16 protein-coding genes are annotated in these 19310 nt (G+C 65.7%); 4 read left to right on the top strand and 12 right to left on the bottom strand.

Features of this window, described 5'->3' with window-relative positions; translation table 11 throughout:
• Positions 1-217: 217 nt before the first annotated feature.
• Genes M8J71_RS21870 through M8J71_RS21850 form a run of 5 tightly spaced genes read right to left on the bottom strand, consistent with a single transcriptional unit; the run spans position 218 to position 6167 of the window.
• A complete protein-coding gene (locus M8J71_RS21870) occupies positions 218-1672 on the bottom strand; it encodes an aldehyde dehydrogenase (NADP(+)) (protein WP_256249954.1) in 1455 nt (484 codons plus the stop codon).
• A gap of 52 nt (positions 1673-1724) precedes the next feature.
• Positions 1725-2828: a mandelate racemase/muconate lactonizing enzyme family protein gene (locus M8J71_RS21865; protein ID WP_256249953.1), complete on the bottom strand. Its 1104-nt coding sequence runs from the start codon at positions 2826-2828 to the stop codon at positions 1725-1727.
• Positions 2828-3733, bottom strand: a complete 906-nt coding sequence (locus M8J71_RS21860) for a 5-dehydro-4-deoxyglucarate dehydratase (protein WP_256249952.1) — start codon at positions 3731-3733, stop codon at positions 2828-2830. Before M8J71_RS21860 ends, M8J71_RS21865 begins: the two co-directional genes overlap by 1 nt.
• Positions 3730-4695: an NAD-dependent epimerase/dehydratase family protein gene (locus M8J71_RS21855; RefSeq protein WP_256249951.1), complete on the bottom strand. Its 966-nt coding sequence runs from the start codon at positions 4693-4695 to the stop codon at positions 3730-3732. The genes M8J71_RS21860 and M8J71_RS21855 overlap by 4 nt, the downstream gene beginning before the upstream one ends.
• Before the next feature lie 20 nt (positions 4696-4715).
• Complete coding sequence (locus M8J71_RS21850; protein ID WP_256249947.1) at positions 4716-6167, bottom strand: Gfo/Idh/MocA family protein; 1452 nt, start codon at positions 6165-6167, stop codon at positions 4716-4718.
• A 365-nt stretch (positions 6168-6532) separates the two neighbouring features.
• Here M8J71_RS21850 and M8J71_RS21845 point away from each other — a divergent pair, with 365 nt between their 5' ends.
• Entirely contained in the window at positions 6533-7567 is a 1035-nt protein-coding gene (locus M8J71_RS21845) for a LacI family DNA-binding transcriptional regulator (RefSeq protein WP_256249946.1), read from the top strand.
• Here the strand turns inward: M8J71_RS21845 and M8J71_RS21840 are convergent.
• Positions 7564-8271 carry a FadR/GntR family transcriptional regulator gene (locus tag M8J71_RS21840; RefSeq protein WP_256249944.1) on the bottom strand — a complete coding sequence of 236 codons (708 nt, stop codon included), beginning with the start codon at positions 8269-8271 and terminating at the stop codon, positions 7564-7566. The two genes, M8J71_RS21845 and M8J71_RS21840, sit on opposite strands and share 4 nt — an antisense overlap.
• A gap of 107 nt (positions 8272-8378) precedes the next feature.
• On the opposite strand from M8J71_RS21840, the gene M8J71_RS21835 reads away from it, so the two are divergent.
• Positions 8379-9728, top strand: a complete 1350-nt coding sequence (locus tag M8J71_RS21835; protein ID WP_305480157.1) for an alpha-hydroxy acid oxidase — start codon at positions 8379-8381, stop codon at positions 9726-9728.
• 66 nt (positions 9729-9794) lie between these two features.
• Here M8J71_RS21835 and M8J71_RS21830 read toward each other — a convergent pair whose 3' ends face one another.
• Entirely contained in the window at positions 9795-10373 is a 579-nt protein-coding gene (locus M8J71_RS21830; RefSeq protein WP_256249943.1) for an ArsR/SmtB family transcription factor, read from the bottom strand.
• A 77-nt stretch (positions 10374-10450) separates the two neighbouring features.
• Positions 10451-11662: an acetoin utilization protein AcuC gene (locus M8J71_RS21825; protein ID WP_256249942.1), complete on the bottom strand. Its 1212-nt coding sequence runs from the start codon at positions 11660-11662 to the stop codon at positions 10451-10453.
• A 104-nt stretch (positions 11663-11766) separates the two neighbouring features.
• Between M8J71_RS21825 and M8J71_RS21820 the strand changes: the two genes are divergently transcribed.
• Together M8J71_RS21820 and M8J71_RS21815 are read left to right on the top strand one after the other, a co-directional pair.
• A complete protein-coding gene (locus M8J71_RS21820) occupies positions 11767-13197 on the top strand; it encodes a TrkH family potassium uptake protein (protein ID WP_256249941.1) in 1431 nt (476 codons plus the stop codon).
• A 40-nt stretch (positions 13198-13237) separates the two neighbouring features.
• Positions 13238-13876, top strand: coding sequence for a potassium channel family protein (locus M8J71_RS21815; RefSeq protein ID WP_172801511.1), 639 nt, complete (start codon positions 13238-13240; stop codon positions 13874-13876).
• Between the two features lie 15 nt (positions 13877-13891).
• On the opposite strand, the gene proC is transcribed toward M8J71_RS21815, so the two are convergent.
• The 4 genes from proC to topA all read right to left on the bottom strand — a co-directional run bounded on the left by proC (position 13892) and on the right by topA (position 19284).
• Entirely contained in the window at positions 13892-14725 is an 834-nt protein-coding gene (gene proC / locus M8J71_RS21810; RefSeq protein ID WP_256249940.1) for a pyrroline-5-carboxylate reductase, read from the bottom strand.
• Positions 14726-14995: 270 nt separating this feature from the next.
• Positions 14996-15982, bottom strand: a complete 987-nt coding sequence (locus tag M8J71_RS21805) for a Ppx/GppA phosphatase family protein (RefSeq protein ID WP_256249939.1) — start codon at positions 15980-15982, stop codon at positions 14996-14998.
• A gap of 72 nt (positions 15983-16054) precedes the next feature.
• The gene (locus tag M8J71_RS21800) at positions 16055-16507 is read right to left on the bottom strand and encodes an SseB family protein (RefSeq protein ID WP_256249938.1); all 453 of its coding nucleotides are present in this window, start codon (positions 16505-16507) and stop codon (positions 16055-16057) included.
• A 47-nt stretch (positions 16508-16554) separates the two neighbouring features.
• Entirely contained in the window at positions 16555-19284 is a 2730-nt protein-coding gene (gene topA / locus M8J71_RS21795) for a type I DNA topoisomerase (RefSeq protein WP_256249937.1), read from the bottom strand.
• Between the last annotated feature and the right edge of the window lie 26 nt (positions 19285-19310).

Genomic DNA, 19310 nt, shown 5'->3' with positions numbered 1-19310 from the left:
CGACAAAAACCCCGCACGCTTCCACCAGCGCCCCAGCACACCAACCCCCGCCAGCCACGCCGGCATCAACCTACCGGCAACAACAAAACAACCAACCCAATGACTCCACACAGCTTGACAGTCTGCGCAAAACGCGAAACGCTCTCTCAGTTGTAGCCGTAATACTGGCACCAACTGAGAGAGCGTTTCGGTTAAACCAACATCAAGTGAGAGAGCGTTACTGGGGAAGGACCAGTTCTCCGTCCACCCGGCGCGGGATGCCCAGCGGGTTGCTTTCGCGCAGGGCCGGGTGCAGGACCGTTTCGGGGGCATCCTGGTAGGCAACGGGACGCTGGAACCTGCGGACCGCCGTCGCCCCCACCGAGGTGAAGAGCGAGGTGGTGGCCGGGTAGGGACCGCCGTGCTGCTGTGCCCAGTTGACGGCCACGCCGGTGGGCCAGCCGTCGAAGAGGACGCGGCCGGCCAGGTTGGACAGCTGTTCCACGAGCCCGGAAACGTCCTCGCCCGGCTGGGAGTGAACCGTGGCGGTCAGGCTGCCCGGTACCTTGGCCAGGACTGCGGACAGCTCCTCCTGGTCCGTGTATTCGATCAGCATGGTGGTGGGGCCGAAGCACTCCTCCAGCAGTTCCTCGGGGCGTTCAAGAGCCTTCGCGGCGGAGGTGGAGAAGACCACCGGGGCGGCCCCATCGGACACCGCATCCTGGTCCACGCTGCCGCTCACCACGTCAACGCCTTCCACGGAAGCGAAGCTGCGCAGGCCGTCCGGGTACGCCTCGGCGATCCGGGTGGTCAGCATGCCGAGCGCCGGCTTGTCCTTGCTGGCCTCCGCCACTTTCGCGGCGAAGTCCGTTCCCGCCGGAAGGAAGACCAGCCCGGGCTTGGTGCAAAACTGTCCGGCGCCAAGGGTGAAGGATCCGGCCAGACCCTCGGCAAGCTGCGCGGAGCGCTCCGCCAGGGCCCGCTCGGTAACGACGACGGGGTTCAGGCTGCCGAGTTCGCCGTAGAACGGGATGGGCTCGGGGCGGGACGTGGCCAGGTCGAAGAGGGCGCGGCCACCGGGGATGGAGCCGGTGAAGCCGACTGCTTTGATGGCGGGATCCTGGACCAGCGCCGTTCCCACCTCGCGGCCGGCCACGAGGGCGAAGAGGCCTTCCGGCGCTCCTGCGGCAGAGAGTGCGTCGGCCATGATTTCGGCTGTCCGCTCCGAGAGCCGCAGGTGGCCCGAGTGGGCTTTGACGATGACGGAGCAACCCACGGCAAGGGCGGAAGCGGTATCTCCGCCGGCTACGGAAAAGGCGAACGGGAAGTTGGACGCGGAGAACACCGCAACCGGGCCGATGGGCCGCAGGATCCGGCGGAGGTCAGGCTTGGGTGGCGTGGAGTTGGGGTCGGCATGGTCAATCACGGCTTCGAGGTAGGAACCCTCGGTGATCACGCGGGCGAACAGGCGCAGCTGCCCGGTTGTCCGGGCCACTTCGCCCGTGAGGCGGGTTGCGCCAAGGCTCGTCTCGGAATCCGCGATCTCCACCAGTTCCGCGGCGTTGGCGTCGAGTGCGTCGGCCACGGCCGTGAGCCATGCGGCGCGTTCCGCGTCGGAGGCTGCTGCGGAGATTTTGGCTGCCTCGGTGGCGGCGGCCGTGAGCTCGGACAGGGAAAGGGTTGCAGTTGTCACTTGAGGTACCTGTTCTTCGTGTCTGGATTCATCGAGTCTGCGTTGATCTGCTTTAGCCTGCGTCGTGGAAGCGGAAGCCAAGTCCGGGCTGGTCGGTGAGCGTCAGCCGGCTGTTGCTGAACCGGACCGGCGAAGGGCCGGCCAGGATCCCCAGCTGCTCAAAGGATGCCTCCTCCACGTCCTCCACCAATGTGGGCTCCGCGAGCGTGAGCGCCAGCTGGCCGGACAATTCGGGGAGCAGGTGCGGCATCACCTTGATGCTGTTGGTCCGCGCAAGCTCAACAATGCGCCGGAACGGTGTAATGCCACCCACCCTTATGATGTTGGGCTGGATGATGTCCACTGCTTCCGCTTCGATGAAATCGCGGAAGCGGTAGATGGTGTGCAGGTTTTCGCCAAGGGCGATCGGCACGGGCGAGTGCTTCCGGAGCCTGCGGTAGGCCCAGAGGTCGTCCGCGCGGATGGGCTCCTCGAGCCATTCAAGGCCAAACCCGGACAGGACGTTTAGGGCTTTGAGCGTGGTGGGCAGGTCCCAGCGCTGGTTGGCGTCGATCATCAGCTTCCGGTTTGGCCCCAGGACGGCGCGGACCGCGGCCACCCGTTCGGCGTCCTCGCGGATGTCCGGCTTGCCCACCTTGATCTTCACTGCCTGGTGTCCGGCGGCAACCCACCGCTCAGTCTGGGCTACGAGCTCTTCGAGGCTGTAATGCAGGTTCACTCCCGAGCCGTACACCTCCGCGGACTCCTGGCGCTGCCCCAGGAGTCCGCTGACGGAGGTGTTGGCACGGGAGGCCCGCAGGTCCCAGAGGGCCAGGTCCACCCCGGCCATGGCTATGGTGGTCAATCCCCCGCCGCCGGCTTCATGCAACCGTTTCCATACCGCGTCCCACACAACCTCCGGGTTGGCAGGCAGCCCGGTGATGAACGGGGCGATGTCGTAATCCAGCAGGGCCTTGACTGCCTGCGGACCAATGGTGGGCGTCCAGGAGAAACCGTGCCCCGCGCCGCCGTCGTCCGTGTGGATCTCCGTGGTGATCACATGGTTTTCCGGCGCCTCAACACCCCAGCTGCGGCGCAGCGGAACGGTGATGAGCCGGGTGGTCAGGCCCGTGATGCGCGGCTCCGTGCGGACGGCAACAGTTGCGGGGGCACTCATCAGCGGCCAGCCAGCTCGTAGCCCTTGGCGAGGATGGCCTTCAGCTGCACCAGCTGCTCCTCCGTGGGGTCAACCAGCGGCGGGCGCACGGAGCCGACGGGCAGTCCGCCCAGGCGCAGGCCCGCCTTGATCAGCGAGACGCCGAAGCCCGGGGTCTGGTCGCGGAGCCGGACCAGCGGCGCATAGAAGCCTTCCAGCAGGGCGTTGCGGCGGTCCTCGTCGCCGGCCATGTACGTGTCGTAGTAGGCCTTAGCGATCTCCGGTGCCATCGCGAAGGCGGCCGAGGAGTAGAGCGGGATGCCGAGGCCGCGGTAGGCGCCCTGGGTCAGCTCCGCGGTCAGCAGGCCGTTGAAGAACGCAAAGTCCTCCCGTCCGGTGGCACGCACCGCGGACACGATTTCCTGGGCCAGGCCCACGTCCCCCAGGCCATCCTTGAAGCCGACCACCTTCGGGTTGGCAGCCAGATGCGCCATGGACGCGGCGGTGAACTTGGCGTTGCCGCGGTGGTAGACGATTACCGGCAGGCTGCTGGCGTCGGCCACGGCCTCAATGTACGCCACGAGCCCGTCGGTGGGGCCGGTGACCAGGTACGGCGGCAGCACCAGGAGTGCGTCCGCGCCGGCTTCTTCCGCAGCCCGGGCCGCAGCAATGGCGTGGCCCAGCGGACCGCCGGCACCGGCTACTACCGGCACCTTTCCTGCGACAACCTCGACGGCGGCCGTCACCACGGTGCGGACCTCTTCGATGCTGAGGGCGTGGAATTCGCCGGTGCCGCAGGCGGGGAAGACGCCGCCGGGCCCGAACGGGAGGCGGGAGCTGATGTGTTCCTTGAGCAGCTCTACGTCAACGGCGCCGTCGGCCGTAAACGGGGTGACGGGGAAGAACAGTACGCCGTCGAATTTCATGGTGTCTCCTTGGCTCCGCTGCCGGCGGCAACCAGCGCAGAGTTCTCGTCGTTGAGGGTGGGGTGGGACTTCAGTTCAGTGCGCCAGCTGCGCGTGGGGTGCCAGCCCAGGAGTTCCTGTGCTTTGGCGATGGAGAAGGCTGGGCTGGTGCCGGCGAGTCCTGCGCTGAGGGCCTCGCTTCCGGGCAGGAACCTGGGCATCAGTTCCGCCAGCGGCGCGGTGGCCAGGGCATCTGCGGCTCCGACAAAGAAGGTTTCCCCGTTGGGGATGGACGGCATCTTCTCCAGCAGCAGGTCCAGGAAGTCCGCCACGTCCCGGGCATCCACGTAGTTGAACAGTGCGGGCGCGGACAGGGCGGGATCGGCCAGCCGTTCGGCGAGCGTGTGGCCCTGCTGCGTCGGTGCGCCTTCCCATTCCTCCGGCGAGATGACAAAGCACGGGCGGAACGCCGCATAGCGGATCTTCTCACCCTGGGCGGCAGCGAAAGTCTGCACTGTCTGCTCCGCGATGAGTTTGGACAACGCGTACGCGTTCCATGGCCGCGGCGGGGTCCGCTCGTCCAGCGGGAACGACGGCGGCAGCCAGCCTGCGGGTGAACCGTAGCCCAGTACGGTGGGGCTGCTGGCGGTGACGATCTTCTCCACGCCAACCTCCGTCGCCGCACTGATCACGGCAAAGGCGAGCCGGGTGTTCGTGGCGAAGATGACATCCTCGGGCGCGCTGAACGGTACCGCTATCGCCGCAAGGTGGATGACGGCGTCGGGCGTGGTTTCCCGGAGGAGGCGCAGCGCCTCGCCCGGGGCCAGGAGGTCGGCAGTTTCCTGCACGACGCCGGCCGGCAGCTGGTCAGCAGGGACGGCGTCGCGGTCCACCGAGACGACCTGGTGGCCCTTGCCGGCGAGCCCGGCCACAACGCTTCGGCCCAGGCGGCCGGAGCCGCCGGTGACAAATATTCTGCTCATGGTTATTCCCAGCCCGCTCGTCAGTTGCCGCGGCGGAGGTCGACGCCGAGGTCCAGGTCCTCGATGCGTACGGGCAGGGAGGACTCGAGGGAGCGGTTGCCGGCGATGCCGACAGAGACGGAACGCAGCCCGTCAAGGTAGCCCGAGGGGCGCCCCAGCGGATCCTCGCCCGGCCCGTTGAAGAGGTCCGAGAGGAGCAGTTCGTCACCGCCGCCGTGGCCTCCTTCACCGTTGACGATGGGCACCTCGTAGGCGGCTTCCCAGTGGCGCTGGACCACCAGGCGTTCGCCGTTGCGGCGGATGGCGTCATCCTCTTCGATGGGGGTTGCGCTCGGGTCCACTACGGTCTTTTTGTCCGTGCTGCTGGTAACGGCAGCGCGTTCCACGACCTCCAGCTCGGCGCGGCCTTCGGTGCCGTTGACCGCTACCCGGTAGCCCTCCCAGGGGCTGTGGGCATTAAGCGAGTAGCTCAGGCGCGGGCCGCCCTGGTACTCCACTACCAGCGCGAGGTTGTCCTCAATGGTGATGCCGCCGGTGAAGACGTCCTGGTCCCGGCGGTAGCCGTCGTAGTGCTCGTTGTCCAGGAAGAGTGCCTTGAGCCGCTCATCTTCCCGCAGGTCGAGGGTGAACGGATCCTTCACTGCGTTGGCTTGGACAGCAGCATCCGCGTCCGGCGTTCCGCGCTCGGGGCGCGGACCGAGTCCGCGCTCAGCGGCATTCTTGTCGCCGTAGAACTTGAGTCCGCCGGAGGCGAAGACCCGCTCGGGAACGTCGTCAATCCACCAGTTGACGAGGTCGAAGTGGTGGGAGGCCTTGTGGATCAGCAGGCCGCCGGAGTTCTTCTTTTCACGGTGCCAGCGGCGGAAGTAGTCCGCGCCGTGCACGGTGTCCAGGACCCAGCTGAAGTCGATGGACGTTACCTTGCCGATCACGCCGCTCTGGATGATCTCCTTTAGGGCGCTGTTGCGCGGCGAGTAGCGGTAGTTGAACGTCACCACGACGTTGCGGCCGGTCTCGTGGACAGCCCGGGTGATGCGGCGGCAGCCCTCGGCGTCAATGGTGAGCGGCTTTTCGACAACGACGTCGGCCCCTGCGCGCAGTGCCTCAACAATGTAGTCGGCGTGGGTGTAGTCCGGCGTGGTCACCACCACGCGGTCGATGTTGTTGTCCTGGATGAAGGCGGTGAGGTCGGCAGGATCGAAGGACGCTACAGGACCCGGGGCGCCGAGTTCCTGGATGAGCTTCTGGTAGAACTCCACGCGGCCGGGGTTGACGTCCGAGAACGCCACCAGTTCGGCGGTGTCTGCGTGCTTGCCGAAGATGGCGCGGATATACATTTCGGAGCGGCCGCCGGTGCCGATCAAAGCAATGCGGGCTTTGCCGTTCCGTCCTGCAGCACCGACGGCGGCGGCGGTGTCCGCGGCAGTTGTTGCCGCCTCTGCAGCAGTACTCGACTCGGCTGTGTTGACCATGAGGGGTCCCTTTCGAAAGCTAATACCCGGCCGCAGCGGGCGGCCTCTGACGTTCGACAATGGGTGCACTGCTGCACCTGCCTAAGAAAGCGTTTTCTCAGGTCGCTATTAGATTTGTACCAACCGGAACGTACATCCGTCAACCATTATCAGCGTTGGGAGAAAGCGTTTTCTACTGCTTCCCCTGATGAAGTCGCCCACAGTAGCCCGAAAGTTGTGGGAAAACTTGGGAAAACAGTAGAAATCGCTTTCCCGCGCCGGTATATGCTTTGACTCAATACACCGCCGGAGGACCCGGCAGAAACCTGCCGGCGGGCAGCAACACGGCTCAGGGCACGCCCCGCCGCGCTTAGGAAGGGACCACCATGGTCAGGAGATCGGCAACCGGCAGGATCGGGATCGCGGATGTTGCGGTCAAGGCTGGGGTGTCCCATGCGACGGTGTCCCGCGTAATGAACGGCAACTTCACCGTGGACCCGGACATCGCCTCCCGCGTCCGGGCCGCTGCCGCGGAGTTGAAGTACCAGCCCAACCCGGTGGGCCGCAGCCTCGCCCTGGGCAAGACCGACACGATCGGCATCGTGGTGCCGGACCTGGCAAACCCCACGTTCCAGGCAATCCTGCGTGGCCTGAGCCGTGCGGCTGCCCAGGACGGGTACCGAGTCCTGATCGCCGACTCCTTCGAAGTTTCCAGCGAAGAAACCATTCTCGCCGGCGAAGCCCGCCGGCGCTGCGACGGCCTGGTCCTGTGTGCTCCGCGTATGAGCGACTCTGAACTGGAAGAGATTGCGCCGTCACTCCGGCCGCTGGTGCTGATCAACCGCACTACCGCGGCAGCGGATGTACCAAGTTTGGTGGTGGACTACGGCCAGGGGGTGCAGGACCTCGCCGAGCACCTGGTGGACTTGGGCCACACCCGGCTGGCATTCCTGGCCGGGCCGCCGCGAAGCGCGTCCAACGGCATGCGGCTCCAGGGCCTGGAAGCATTCAAGGCCGCCCACCCCCACGTGGATGTCCGGATGCTGGAAGGCGGCTCGGACTTCGACACCGGGCATGAAGCCGTGGACGCAGTACTGGAAAGCGGCGCCACCGGAATTCTTGCGTTCAACGACCTGGTGGCCATGGGCCTCATGAGCGGGCTCCACGAACGCGGCCTCGACGTTCCGGGCGACATCTCAGTGACGGGTTTCGATGACATCCCCTTCGCCAGATACACCACGCCTGCACTCACCACCGCCGCCGTCCCGATCACCGAACTGGGCGAGCAGGCGTGGCGCCAGCTCCGCGCGCTGATCCGCAAGGAAGACAACGACGCGCCCGGCAGCCGGTACCAGCCGCGCCTCCAGGTCAGGGCCAGCAGCGGCCCGGCCAAGGCTCCGCGCTCAACCGTGCACGGCTAACCCCGCGCCTCATCAGCGTTAGGGCCAACTCCGGCCTCGCGGTAGTAGCCCTCGATGTGGGCAGCCACCAGCTTGGCCGCCCGCTCGCCGTCGTTATTCTGAACGGCGGCGAGAATGTCGTGGTGTTCGGTGCGCAGACGGGCTGCCGTGGCATCCCAGTCCGGCAGGTTGGCCGTAAGCCGGGACGCATAGCCGGTAATGGATTCCCGCAGCGATCCCATCATCGCGCTGACCACTGCGTTCCCCGCCGCGTCCGCCAGGGCCAGGTGGAAACGGACGTCCAGGGCAAGGAACTCATCCACCTCCACCCCTTCGGCGTCCATCTTCTCCAGGAGCCGGGAGGCGCCGGCCAGCTCCGGTGAATCAGGTTTGGCATGGGACACCGCCCACGACTCCAGGAGCACACGGGTCTCCACAATGTCGGCCACTGGGAGGTGCTGGGTGGCAACGTGCAGCCGCAAGGCGGAGCCGAGGGCCGCCGTCGGATCCGAAATGACTACTGTCCCTGCCTCGGGACCGGACCCTACTCCCGCGCGGACAACCCCCATCGCCTCGAGAATCCGGATGGCCTCCCGGACCGAAGTTCGGGACACCTTGAGCTGCTCGGCCAGTGAACGCTCCGCGGGCAGGCGGCCGCCTACTGCCAGCCGCCCCTCGGAAAGCTCGTTCTCAATCCATGACAGGACAAGCTGATGGGTCTTCATGTGGCAATAGTAGTTGATGTGGTTGGACCACATGCCCTACAGTGTGGTTAGACCACAGAACGGTTTGCGCGAACGGCAGACCTGTCACCGGCCCAACGGAGGACGCCATGACCCACACCATCCAGCCCAACAACCCGGAGACCACGCCCGCGCCGGACGCCACGGATGTTCCGGTGACGTCCGTGCCCGCAGCAGCAGCGGCTCCTGCGGGAAAGGCGTCCGCCGTCCCGGCAGCCCTGAAGCGCCGCATCCCCAAATACTCCGACCTGGCTCCCCTGATGCAGTTCAAGAAGCCCGAGTTCAGCAAGGAAGCCCGGCTCAAGCGCGCCAGCACCGTCTGGGAATTGCGCGACATCGCCAAGCGCCGCACCCCGCAGGCGCCCTTTGATTACACGGACGGCGCTGCCGAGGAGGAGATCACCCTCCGCCGCGCCCGCCAGGCGTTCCTGGACATCGAATTCCGTCCCGGCATCCTGCGGAACGTGTCCACCATCGACCTGAGCACCGACATCCTGGGCAAGCCTTCCCGCCTCCCGGTGGGCATCGCCCCCACCGGCTTCACCCGGATGATGCAGTCCGAAGGTGAGTACGCCGGTTCCCAGGCCGCCGAAGCCGCCGGAATCCCCTACACGCTCTCCACCATGGGCACCGCCTCGATCGAGGATGTGGCAGCAGCCGCTCCGAACGGCCGCAACTGGTTCCAGCTGTACCTGTGGACGGACCGCGACCGCTCCCTGGAGCTCATCGAGCGTGCCGCCAAAGCAGGGAACGACACCCTGATGGTCACGGTGGACACCGCAGTGGCCGGCGCCCGCCTCCGCGACGTCCGCAACGGCATGACCATCCCGCCGGCGCTCACCATCAAGACTGTCCTGGACGCTTCCTACCGCCCTGCCTGGTGGTTCAACTTCCTCACCCACGAGCCGCTCACGTTCGCCTCGCTATCCCGCTACACGGGTACCGTGGCGGACCTGATCAACTCCATGTTCGACCCCACCCTCACCTTCGAGGACCTGGACTGGCTGCGCGAAACCTGGAAGGGCAAGCTGGTGGTCAAGGGCATCCAGACGGTCGAGGACGCCCGCCGGGTAGTAGACCACGGCGCAGACGGTGTGGTCCTCTCCAACCACGGCGGCCGCCAGTTGGACCGCGCACCCATCCCGTTCCACCTGCTCCCCGAGGTCAAGCAGGCGTTTACCGCGGACAACACTGACGCTGCGATCATGCTGGACACCGGCATTATGAGCGGCGCGGACATTGTGGCCGCCCTGGCCCTCGGCGCGGACTTCACCCTGATCGGCCGGGCCTACCTCTACGGCCTGATGGCGGGCGGCAGGGCAGGCGTCGACCGCACCATTCAGATCCTCGAAAAGGACATGGCCCGCACCATGGCTTTGCTGGGCGTCAGCAAGCTGTCCGAGCTGACCCCGGACCACGTGCGCCTGCTGAACAAGTAGGACCCGCCCACGTAAGCAGCCTCCATGTCCTTGCTGGACAGGGAGGCTGCTTACGTTGTTTAGGGGCTACTTCTTGCGGCCGAACTTGGGCAGGTTGGGCAGGTTCGCCAGCAGGTCAGCCGCCTTGGTGGCCGCGCGGCCCACGGTCCGGCCTATCTGCTGGGGCACGCTGTCATCGCTGAGGGGGGCAGTGGTTCCGCCAGGGATGACGACGGCGGGACTCAGGTCAGCGCCGTCGGGCGCCAGCACGCCGGCCGAAACAGCCCCTGCCGCCACCGCATCGGCTGTGACGTCGTCGCGCCTGGCCGGGGCGGAAGGCGCGGCAGAACCGGTGTCCGGGATCGAGGCGGACGCTGCCGGAGGCTTCTGGGCGGGAGCCGCAGCGCCGACGTCGAAGGTCTCAAGCCAACTGGCGATCCCTTCCAGCGGTTTGCGGTTCAGCGCGTAGTAGCGCTTCTGGCCCTGCGCGCGCATGCTCACCAGCTGGGCTTCCCGCAGGACTTTCAGGTGCTTGGAAATGGTGGGCTGGCTCGCTGCCAGTTCCTCCACGAGCTCCCCCACGGCCTTGTCTCCGGAACGAAGGGAGGTCAGGATGTCCCGCCGGGTCGATTCCGCAATGACGGCAAATACGTCGTCTGTCACCATGCCTCCAACCCTAGCGACATATGCCCCGAAAGGCATCAACTATTTCGCCGGCCACGGGCAGAAGGAGGACACGTCGCTTAGTCGAACCAGGGGTCCAGCCCGTGAAGGGGAAATACAGCCTTGCGGGTGGCCATCACTGTTCGGTCCACGGCGTCATTGGGGTCGAACCCCACTTCCCAGGACCGCCACCAGAGCTCCACGTCATCGCCCATCAGTCCGGGCGCTGCCGCCCCGAATTTGTCCTCGACATACATCCGCCAGTCCTCCGGGACGGCGGTCCGCAGCGGCACCGGCCTCCCGGCGGCGATGGCAATCAGGTGGCTCCAGGACCGCGGAACCACGTGCAGGACGTTGTACCCGCCGCCGCCGGTGGCAATCCAGCGGTTGCCGCAATAGCGCGCGGCGAGATTCCCGACGGCGGTGGCCGCCTCCCGCTGCCCGTCCACGCTGAGGTTGAGGTGCGTGAGCGGATCCGTGCGGTGCGAATCACAGCCGTGCTGGCTGACGATCACCTCGGGCTGGAAGGCTCCCACGAGCTGTGGCACCACGGCGTGGAACGCCCGCAACCAGCCTGCGTCACCCGTCCCCGAAGGCAACGCGATGTTGACCGCGCTTCCCTCAGCCTTGGGCCCCCCGATCTCGTTGGCGAACCCGGTGCCAGGGAACAGCGTGAGACCGCTTTCGTGCAGGGATACGGTGAGCACACGGGGATCATCCCAAAAGATGCTCTCCGTCCCGTCCCCGTGGTGGGCGTCGACGTCGATGTACGCCACCTTGCGGATGCCGCCGTCGAGCAGCCTCTGCACGGCCAGCGCGGCATCGTTGTAGATACAAAACCCGCTCGCCTTCTCACGTGCGGCATGGTGCATGCCCCCGCCGAAGTTCACCGCGTGCAGGGCCGAGCCCTCCAGGATCCTGGCAGCGGCCAGCAGCGACCCGCCGGCCAGCCGCGCGGCGGCTTCATGCATACCGGCGAACCCAGGATCGTCTTCGGTGCCCAGGCCGCGGGCTTCATCAGCCGCATAGGGATCCTCACTGACCCTGCGGACCGCAGCCACGAATTCAGCCGCGTGGACTGATTCCAGCTCAGCATCGGTGGCGACGCCGGGCTCTGCCACTGAAACGTGGCCGAGGTCGAAGAGTCCCAGGCTTCGGGCCAAACGCGCAGTGAGGTCCATCCGTTCGGGCGCCATCGGGTGGCCCGGACCGAAATTGTATGCGGTCATGCCGGCGCCCCACACCACCGTCGTCGGCGGCGCGGGCTGGCTAAGACCGGGCAGATATGTCATCAATCACAGGCTACCCGAGCCCATGCCCCTTCCGGCCCGGCCATTACGCCGGCATAAGTGGTTTACTACTGAGGGAAGCAGATTCGACCAAGGACAAGCCACACATGACGCAAAGCCAGTCGAGGCCCCGGAACCCGGCCAACTGGCATCCCGCGCAGGAGCGGGAGGGCCTCTGGGTTCTGACGCGGCTCCGCGACTTTATTGACGAGATTGCCAACACCTCGCCGGCCCGGCTTGCGCTGAGTGCGTTCGCCGCCGTGTGCCTGGTGTTCACGTTCCTGCTTTCCCTGCCCATCTCCTCCGCCACCGGTACTGTCACACCGCCGCACCAGGCTCTGTTCACAGCCGTCTCCGCGGTCTGCGTCACCGGCCTGACAGTGGTTTCGACGGCGGTGCACTGGTCCTTCTTCGGCCAGCTCGTCATCCTCATCGGCATCTTCATCGGCGGCCTTGGCACCCTGACACTGGCTTCATTGCTGGCCCTGATGGTCAGCAAACGCCTCGGTGTCCGCGGAAAAATCATCGCAGCCGAATCCATGAACAATGCCGGCCGCCTGGGCGAGGTGGGTACCCTGCTGCGGATCGTCATCACCACCTCCGTGGTCATCGAAGGAATCCTTGCGCTGGCCCTTATTCCGCGGTTCCTGACCTTGGGCGAGCCCTTCTGGCAATCTGTCTGGCACGGCATCTTCTACGCCATCTCATCCTTCAACAACGCCGGCTTCACCCCGCACTCGGACGGCATCGTGCCCTATGAGACGGACCTCTGGATCCTCATCCCCCTAATGCTGGGCGTCTTCCTGGGCAGCCTCGGATTTCCCGTGGTGATGGTCCTGCAGCAGAACGGGCTGAACTGGAAAAAGTGGAACCTGCACACCAAGCTCACCATCCAGGTCTCTTTCATCCTGCTGCTGGCCGGTACGTTCCTCTGGGGGCTGATGGAGTGGGACAACTCCAGGACGATCGGGGGGATGGATTTCGGTGACAAGATCACGCACGCCCTGTTCGCCTCCGTCATGACGCGGTCCGGCGGATTCAACCTGGTGGACCAGAACCAGATGGAGTCCACCACCATGCTCCTGACGGACGCCCTGATGTTTGCCGGCGGGGGTTCTGCATCGACGGCGGGCGGCATCAAAGTGACAACCATTGCCGTAATGTTCCTGGCCATCGTGGCGGAAGCGCGGGGCGACGCCGACGTCAAGGTCTACGGCAGGACCATCCCGCAGGGCACCATGCGGGTGGCTATTTCGGTGATCGTCGCCGGCGCCACCCTGGTGTCCGTCTCCGCCTTCCTCCTGCTCCACATCAGCGGCGCTTCGCTGGATAGGGTGCTGTTCGAAACCATCTCGGCTTTTGCCACGGTGGGGCTGAGTACCAACCTCAGTGCCGAGCTGCCGCCGTCGGGCGTGTACGTACTCAGCGCCCTGATGTTCGCCGGCCGCGTGGGCACCGTGACCCTCGCCGCCGCCCTGGCCCTGCGCCAGCGCAGCCAGCTGTACCACTACCCCGAAGAAAGGCCCATAATTGGCTAGTTCCCCAGACGCCCCCCGGCGGCCCGCACACAACGCCCCGGTGCTGGTCATCGGGCTGGGCCGCTTCGGTTCCTCCACCGCCGAGCAGCTGGTCAAGCAAGGCCGGGAAGTGCTCGCGATCGAACGGGACCGGACCCTGGTGCAGAAGTGGGCGCCCCTCCTGACGCACGTTGTCGAGGCCGATGCCACCAACATCGACGCGCTCCGCCAGCTGGGCGCGCAGGAGTTCAGCTCCGCCGTCGTGGGCGTTGGCACGTCCATCGAGTCCTCGGTGCTGATCACCGTGAACCTGGTGGATCTTGGCATTGAGCATCTGTGGGTGAAGGCCATTACGCCCTCGCACGGCAAGATCCTCACCCGCATCGGCGCCAACCATGTCATTTACCCCGAGGCCGACGCCGGGGTCCGGGCTGCCCACCTGGTGTCCGGGCGCATGCTGGACTTCATCGAGTTCGACGACGATTTCGCCATCGTAAAGATGTACCCGCCGCGCGAAACAGTCGGGTTCACCCTCGACGAGTCCAAGGTCCGCTCCAAGTACGGCGTAACGATTGTGGGCGTCAAATCACCCGGCGAGGACTTCACCTACGCGCGGCCGGAAACCAAAGTGTCCTCCCGCGACATGCTGATCGTGTCCGGGCACGTGGACCTGCTGGAGCGCTTCGCGGCCCGGCCGTGAACCGATGGGCCCACGTCAGCCCAGTTGTTTGGTGATCTCCGCTGCCCTGTCCGCTGCTGCGCGCGCTCCGGCGGCGATGATGGACGGAATGCCCCGCTCGTCGAAGATTGCGATGGCCCGCTCCGTGGTGCCGTTGGGGCTGGTCACCGCTTTGCGCAACGCCGCGGGACTGGCGCCGGGCTCGGCGAGCATAAATCCGGCGCCGGCCACGGTTTCGCGGGCCAGGAGCAGGGACAGTTCCGCGTCCAGGCCCAGCTCCTCCCCTGCGGCAGCCATAGCCTCGGCAAGGTAGAAGGCGTAAGCGGGGCCTGAGCCGCTGATGGCCGACAGGGCGTCTACCTGTCCTTCCGGCACCTCGACAACGGTTCCGGCGCCCTGCAGGATGTCCTTGACCTTCTGCAGCTGTTCCGGGGTGCAGTTGGTGCCCGGAGAAACTGATACGACGCCGCGTCCCAGCTTGGCAGGCGTGTTGGGCATGCTGCGGATCACCGGCTGGCCGGCGGGCAGGGCGGCTTCAAGCTGGGCGATGGAAACAGCGGCCGCTACACTCACTACCACGGTGTCATGAGCCAAAGAACCGCTGATCTCGCGGGCGAGGTCGGTGATGCCAACAGGCTTTACACCCAGGATCACGACGCCGGACCCCTTGGTTGCCTGCTTGTTGTTATCCGGCTCTTCCTCACCGGCGATCGCGGTGATGCCGTGATAGCGCTCGGCGAGTTCCGCGGCACGCTCCGCGCGCCGTACGGTGGCCACGACGTCGGCCGGGTCTGTACCGGCTTCCAGCAGGCCGCCGAGGATGGCTTCGTTCATGGACCCACAGCCAAGGAATGCGATTCGGTTGCTCATGGCTCCATCATTGCAGTTTGATCCTCCGGGCGCAGAAATCAGTGAGCAAACATCCCCTGAACGGGAACTGGCCGAAATAGGTTCACAGCTGGCTCCCATGTTCAGCGCAGGTCCCTCACAAGTTGCGCCCCTACTGTAGTTATTACCTCATTGAGGGTGCGAGTGATGCGGCAGGCATGGGGATGCCTGCCAGGGCACCGGTGGCCGGCAACAGGTTTTCCCCCATTTTCCTGTTGCCGGTCCCGGTGCTTCCGCATTTAACCGCCTGTCCTAGACAGATGCCTCCACGGCTGCCGCCACTACATGCGCGGCGGGCTCCAACGGACCAGAGAACACCAGCTGGTCGAGGCGGCGCAGAATCAGGCCTTCACGGAGCGCCCACGGGCAAATCGTGATTTTCTTGAACTTGAAGAGCTCCAAAGCCGTCTCGGCGACGAGCGCCCCGGCAAGCAGTTGGTGTGCCCTCGCCTCGGAAACGGCAGGCAAGTGGAGCCGGTCCTCGGCTTTCATCGCCGAGATGCGCTGCGCCCAGACCCCCAGGTCCGAACCGCGCAGCTCTCGCTTGACGTAGGGGCCCGCCGCGCTGGGAGCGGCACCGGCGATCCGGGCGAGGGACCGGAAGGTCTTGGAGGTTCCGGCGACGACATTGGCCCGGCCCAGCCCGTCGAACTCACGCACCGCGGGCTTGAGCGTGGCACGGATGTAGCGCCGCAGTTCCTTGACGCTCTTGGCCGAGGGCGGGTCCTCATCCAGCCAGTCCCGGGTGAGCCTGCTGGCGCCAAGGGGAACCGAGGTGGCGACCTCCGGGAGTTCGTCCTGGCCGAAGGCCATCTCAAAGGAGCCGCCGCCGATATCCAGGTTCAGGATGGGTCCGGCACCCCAGCCGTGCCAGCGACGGACAGCGAAGAAGGTCATGGACGCTTCTTCGCTGCCGGTGAGTTCCTGCAGCGTGACGGTGGTCTCGTGCTTGACCCGGGCCAGGACCTCGGGGCCGTTGGTGGCCTCGCGGATGGCGGAGGTACAAAAAGCAAGGAGGTCCTCGGCATTATGCCGGGCGGCGAACTCCCACGCTTCCAGCACGAATTCGGTGAGTTCGTGCTGGCCGGCGTCACTGATGCTGCCGTCCGGCTCCAGGTACTGGACCAGGGACAGCGGCCGTTTGTGCGATGCAAAGGGCACTGGCCGCGCGCCGGGGTGGGCATCCACCAGGAGGAGGTGGACAGTGTTGGACCCGATATCGAGGACGCCTAGCCGCATGCTGCCATTATTGCCCGGCCGGGTCCTTCTGATCCAACTGGCACGTCACATCAAACCGGCAGCGGTAGAAAGTCAGTTTCCGGCCGGATCGGCCGGGGCGTCGCCGGGAAGCTCGTCAGCACGCTTGAAGTCACGCTTGATGTTGGCCACGCCTTCGGGGTTGATCTCGAAACCGTAGGCCGCGCCCGGGTTGATGACCATACCCAGCTCGTCCCCGATGTTGGCGATGATGGCCGCACCCTGGGTGCCCAGGACGTTGGGAGCTGCTGCCAGGTACTGCTGGTCAACGCGGCTCGGGTGCGAGAAGACAGCCAGGACGGGGTCGCCATCGGCATTGGCCAAAACAAGGGGCTCCACCTGGGAATCCTCGCCCTCGATGCCGTCCGAGCTGACGATGTAGACCTCGCTGTTCAGGAAGGACAGGATGACGTCCACGGGGCTGGCATCAGGCTGTCCGCCCTTGGCGAGCTTCTCCTCGAGGTCGTTGAGCGGCTGGAGATCCGTGTGCGCGGGCTGTTCAGTCATATACCTACTCGACCACGTTGCAGTGGCCCGCGCAAACGGTCTTCCGATTACTTCTTCGCCGTGGCCTTCTTCTTCGCCGGAGCCTTGCGGGCTGTAGCGGTGCGCTTTACCGGGCCCTTGGCGCGCTTCTCGGCGAGGAGTTCAACAGCCTGTTCACGGGTAAGCTCCTCCAACGAGGTGGCCCGCGGAACGGTGATGTTGGTGATGCCATCGGTGATGTAGGGGCCAAAGCGGCCTTCCTTCACCACAATGTTCTTCTCCGACACCGGATCCGGTCCGAACTCCGCGAGCGGCGGCACGGCGGCACGGGCACCGCGCTGCTTGGGCTGGGAGTAGATCTCCAGCGCCTGTTCCAGCGTGATGGTGAAGATCTCTTCCTCGGAGCCGATCGACCGGGAATCGGTGCCCTTCTTCAGGTACGGTCCGAACCGGCCGTTCTGCACGGTAATGAGGTTGCCTTCGGCGTCCTCACCGAGCACGCGGGGCAGGCTCATCAGCTGCAGCGCCTCGTCGAGGGTCACCGACTCCACAGTCATCGACTTGAAGAGCGAACCAGTGCGCGGCTTGGCCTTCACCGGCTTCTTGGGCGGCTTGGGCTTGCCGTTCTTGTAGTACTCCACCGGCTGGTTGGCGATTTGTTCCTCGGTCATCTCGGGGATGATTTCGGTGACATAGGCGCCGTAGCGGCCGTTTTTGGCAACGATGGTGTGCCCGGTGTGCGGATCCGCGCCAAGAACGCGTTCTTCCGGTGCAGCGGTCTCCATCAGCTCAATGGCCTTGGCGGCCGTCAATTCGTCCGGCGCGAGGTCCTCCGGCACGTTGGCACGCGCCGACTCCACGATCTCCCCGGTCTTGGGGTCAACGGTGGCTGCGGAACTTTCCAGGTACGGGCCGAATTTGCCAACCCGGAGCGTGATCTGGTCCGTGATGGGAATGGAGTTGATTTCCCGCGCGTCGATCTCGCCCAGGTTGTTGACGATGCTGAGCAGGCCCGGATCGGAGTCTTCGCCGAAGTAGAAGTGCTTAAGCCAGGAAGCACCTACGGCCTGGCCGTTGGCGATCTTGTCCAGGTCGCCTTCCATGTCCGCCGTGAACTCGTAATCAACGTAGTCGCTGAAGTGCTGCTCCAGCAGGCGGATCACGGAGAAGGCGATCCAGCTCGGGACCAGGGCAGAGCCTTGTTTCCGGACGTAGCCGCGGTCCTGGATGGTGGAGATGGTGGACGCGTACGTGGACGGGCGGCCGATGCCCTTTTTCTCCAGTTCCGCCGTCAACGACGCTTCCGTGTAACGCGGGGGCGGTGAGGTCTCGTGGCCCACCGCGATGATCTCGGAAGCAGCCAGGGCGTCCCCCTTGGCCACATTGGGAAGGCGGCGGGCTTCGTCGGAGTCGTCGTCGCCGCGGGTCTCGTCCTTGCCTTCCTCGTAGGCTGCCAGGAAGCCGGGGAAAGTGATGACGGTACCGGACGCGGAGAACTCAGCGTCCCGCCCGTCGGAGGCAACGGCACCAAGGCGGATGGTCGCCGTCGACCCCTTGGCGTCGCCCATCTGGGAGGCGACGGTCCGCTTCCAGATCAATTCGTACAGCCGGAATTCGTCGCCCGAGAGCTGCTTCGCCACCTGCGCGGGAGTGCGGAAGGAGTCACCGGCAGGACGGATGGCTTCGTGTGCCTCCTGCGCGTTGGCTGCCTTGCCGGTGTACACGCGAGGTGACTGCGGGATGTACTCGGGACCGTACAGCTCCGAGGCCTGGCGCCGGGCAGCGGTCACTGCTTCGTCGCTCAGCGCGGAGGAGTCCGTACGCATATAGGTGATGTAGCCGTTTTCGTACAGCCGCTGGGCCACCTGCATGGTGCTCTTGGAGGAGAAGCGGAGCTTGCGGCCCGCTTCCTGCTGCAGTGTGGAGGTGGTGAAGGGCGCAGCCGGACGGCGGGTGTACGGCTTGGTGTCCACGGACCGGACAGTGAACGATGCGTCCTGCAGCCCCGCCGACAGGGAGGTCGCCAGCTCCTCGTTGAGGTGGGCAACGTTCTTTGAGGTCAGTACGCCGTCGTCGTTGAAGTCCCGGCCGCTGGCCACCTTGGCACCGTCCACGGCGGCGAGCTTGGCTTTGAAGGAACCGGCATCGGCGCCGAACTGACCGGTGAGGTCCCAGTAGGAGGCGGCCTTGAAGGCCATGCGTTCACGTTCGCGGTCAACCACCATGCGGGTAACCACGGACTGCACGCGGCCCGCGGACAGGCCACGGGCCACCTTGCGCCACAGCACCGGGGAAATTTCGTAGCCGTAGAGGCGGTCCAGGACACGGCGGGTTTCCTGGGCGTCCACCAGGGCCGAATCAACATCGCGCAGGTTGCCCATGGCGCGCTGGATGGCTTCCTTGGTGATTTCGCCGAAGGTCATCCGGTACACCGGGACCTTGGGCTTGAGCACTTCCAGCAGGTGCCACGCGATGGCCTCGCCCTCGCGGTCCCCATCGGTTGCGAGATAAAGTTCGTCGGCGTCCTTGAGCGCAGCCTTGAGCTCGGTCACCTTTTTCTTTTTGTCCGCGGACACCACGTAGTAGGGCTTGAAGTCGTGCTCAATGTCGACGGCGAACTTGCCTACCGAGGTTTTCTTCAGTTCGGCAGGGAGTTCCGACGGCTGCGGCAGGTCGCGGATGTGACCAATGGAGGCCTCTACGATGAAGCCCTCGCCAAGGTACTTGGCGATGGTCTTGCTCTTGGCCGGAGACTCCACAATCACGAGTTTCTTGCCGGTTTTGGCCTTGCTTGGCACGGTGCTCCTACAGAAAAAGGTTGCTC

Origin of the sequence: Pseudarthrobacter sp. R1, assembly GCF_024494415.1 — a bacterium.
Lineage (GTDB): Bacteria > Actinomycetota > Actinomycetes > Actinomycetales > Micrococcaceae > Arthrobacter.
The sequence above is the reverse complement of the archived record's forward strand: the minus strand, read 5'-3'. Positions and strand labels throughout refer to the sequence as shown.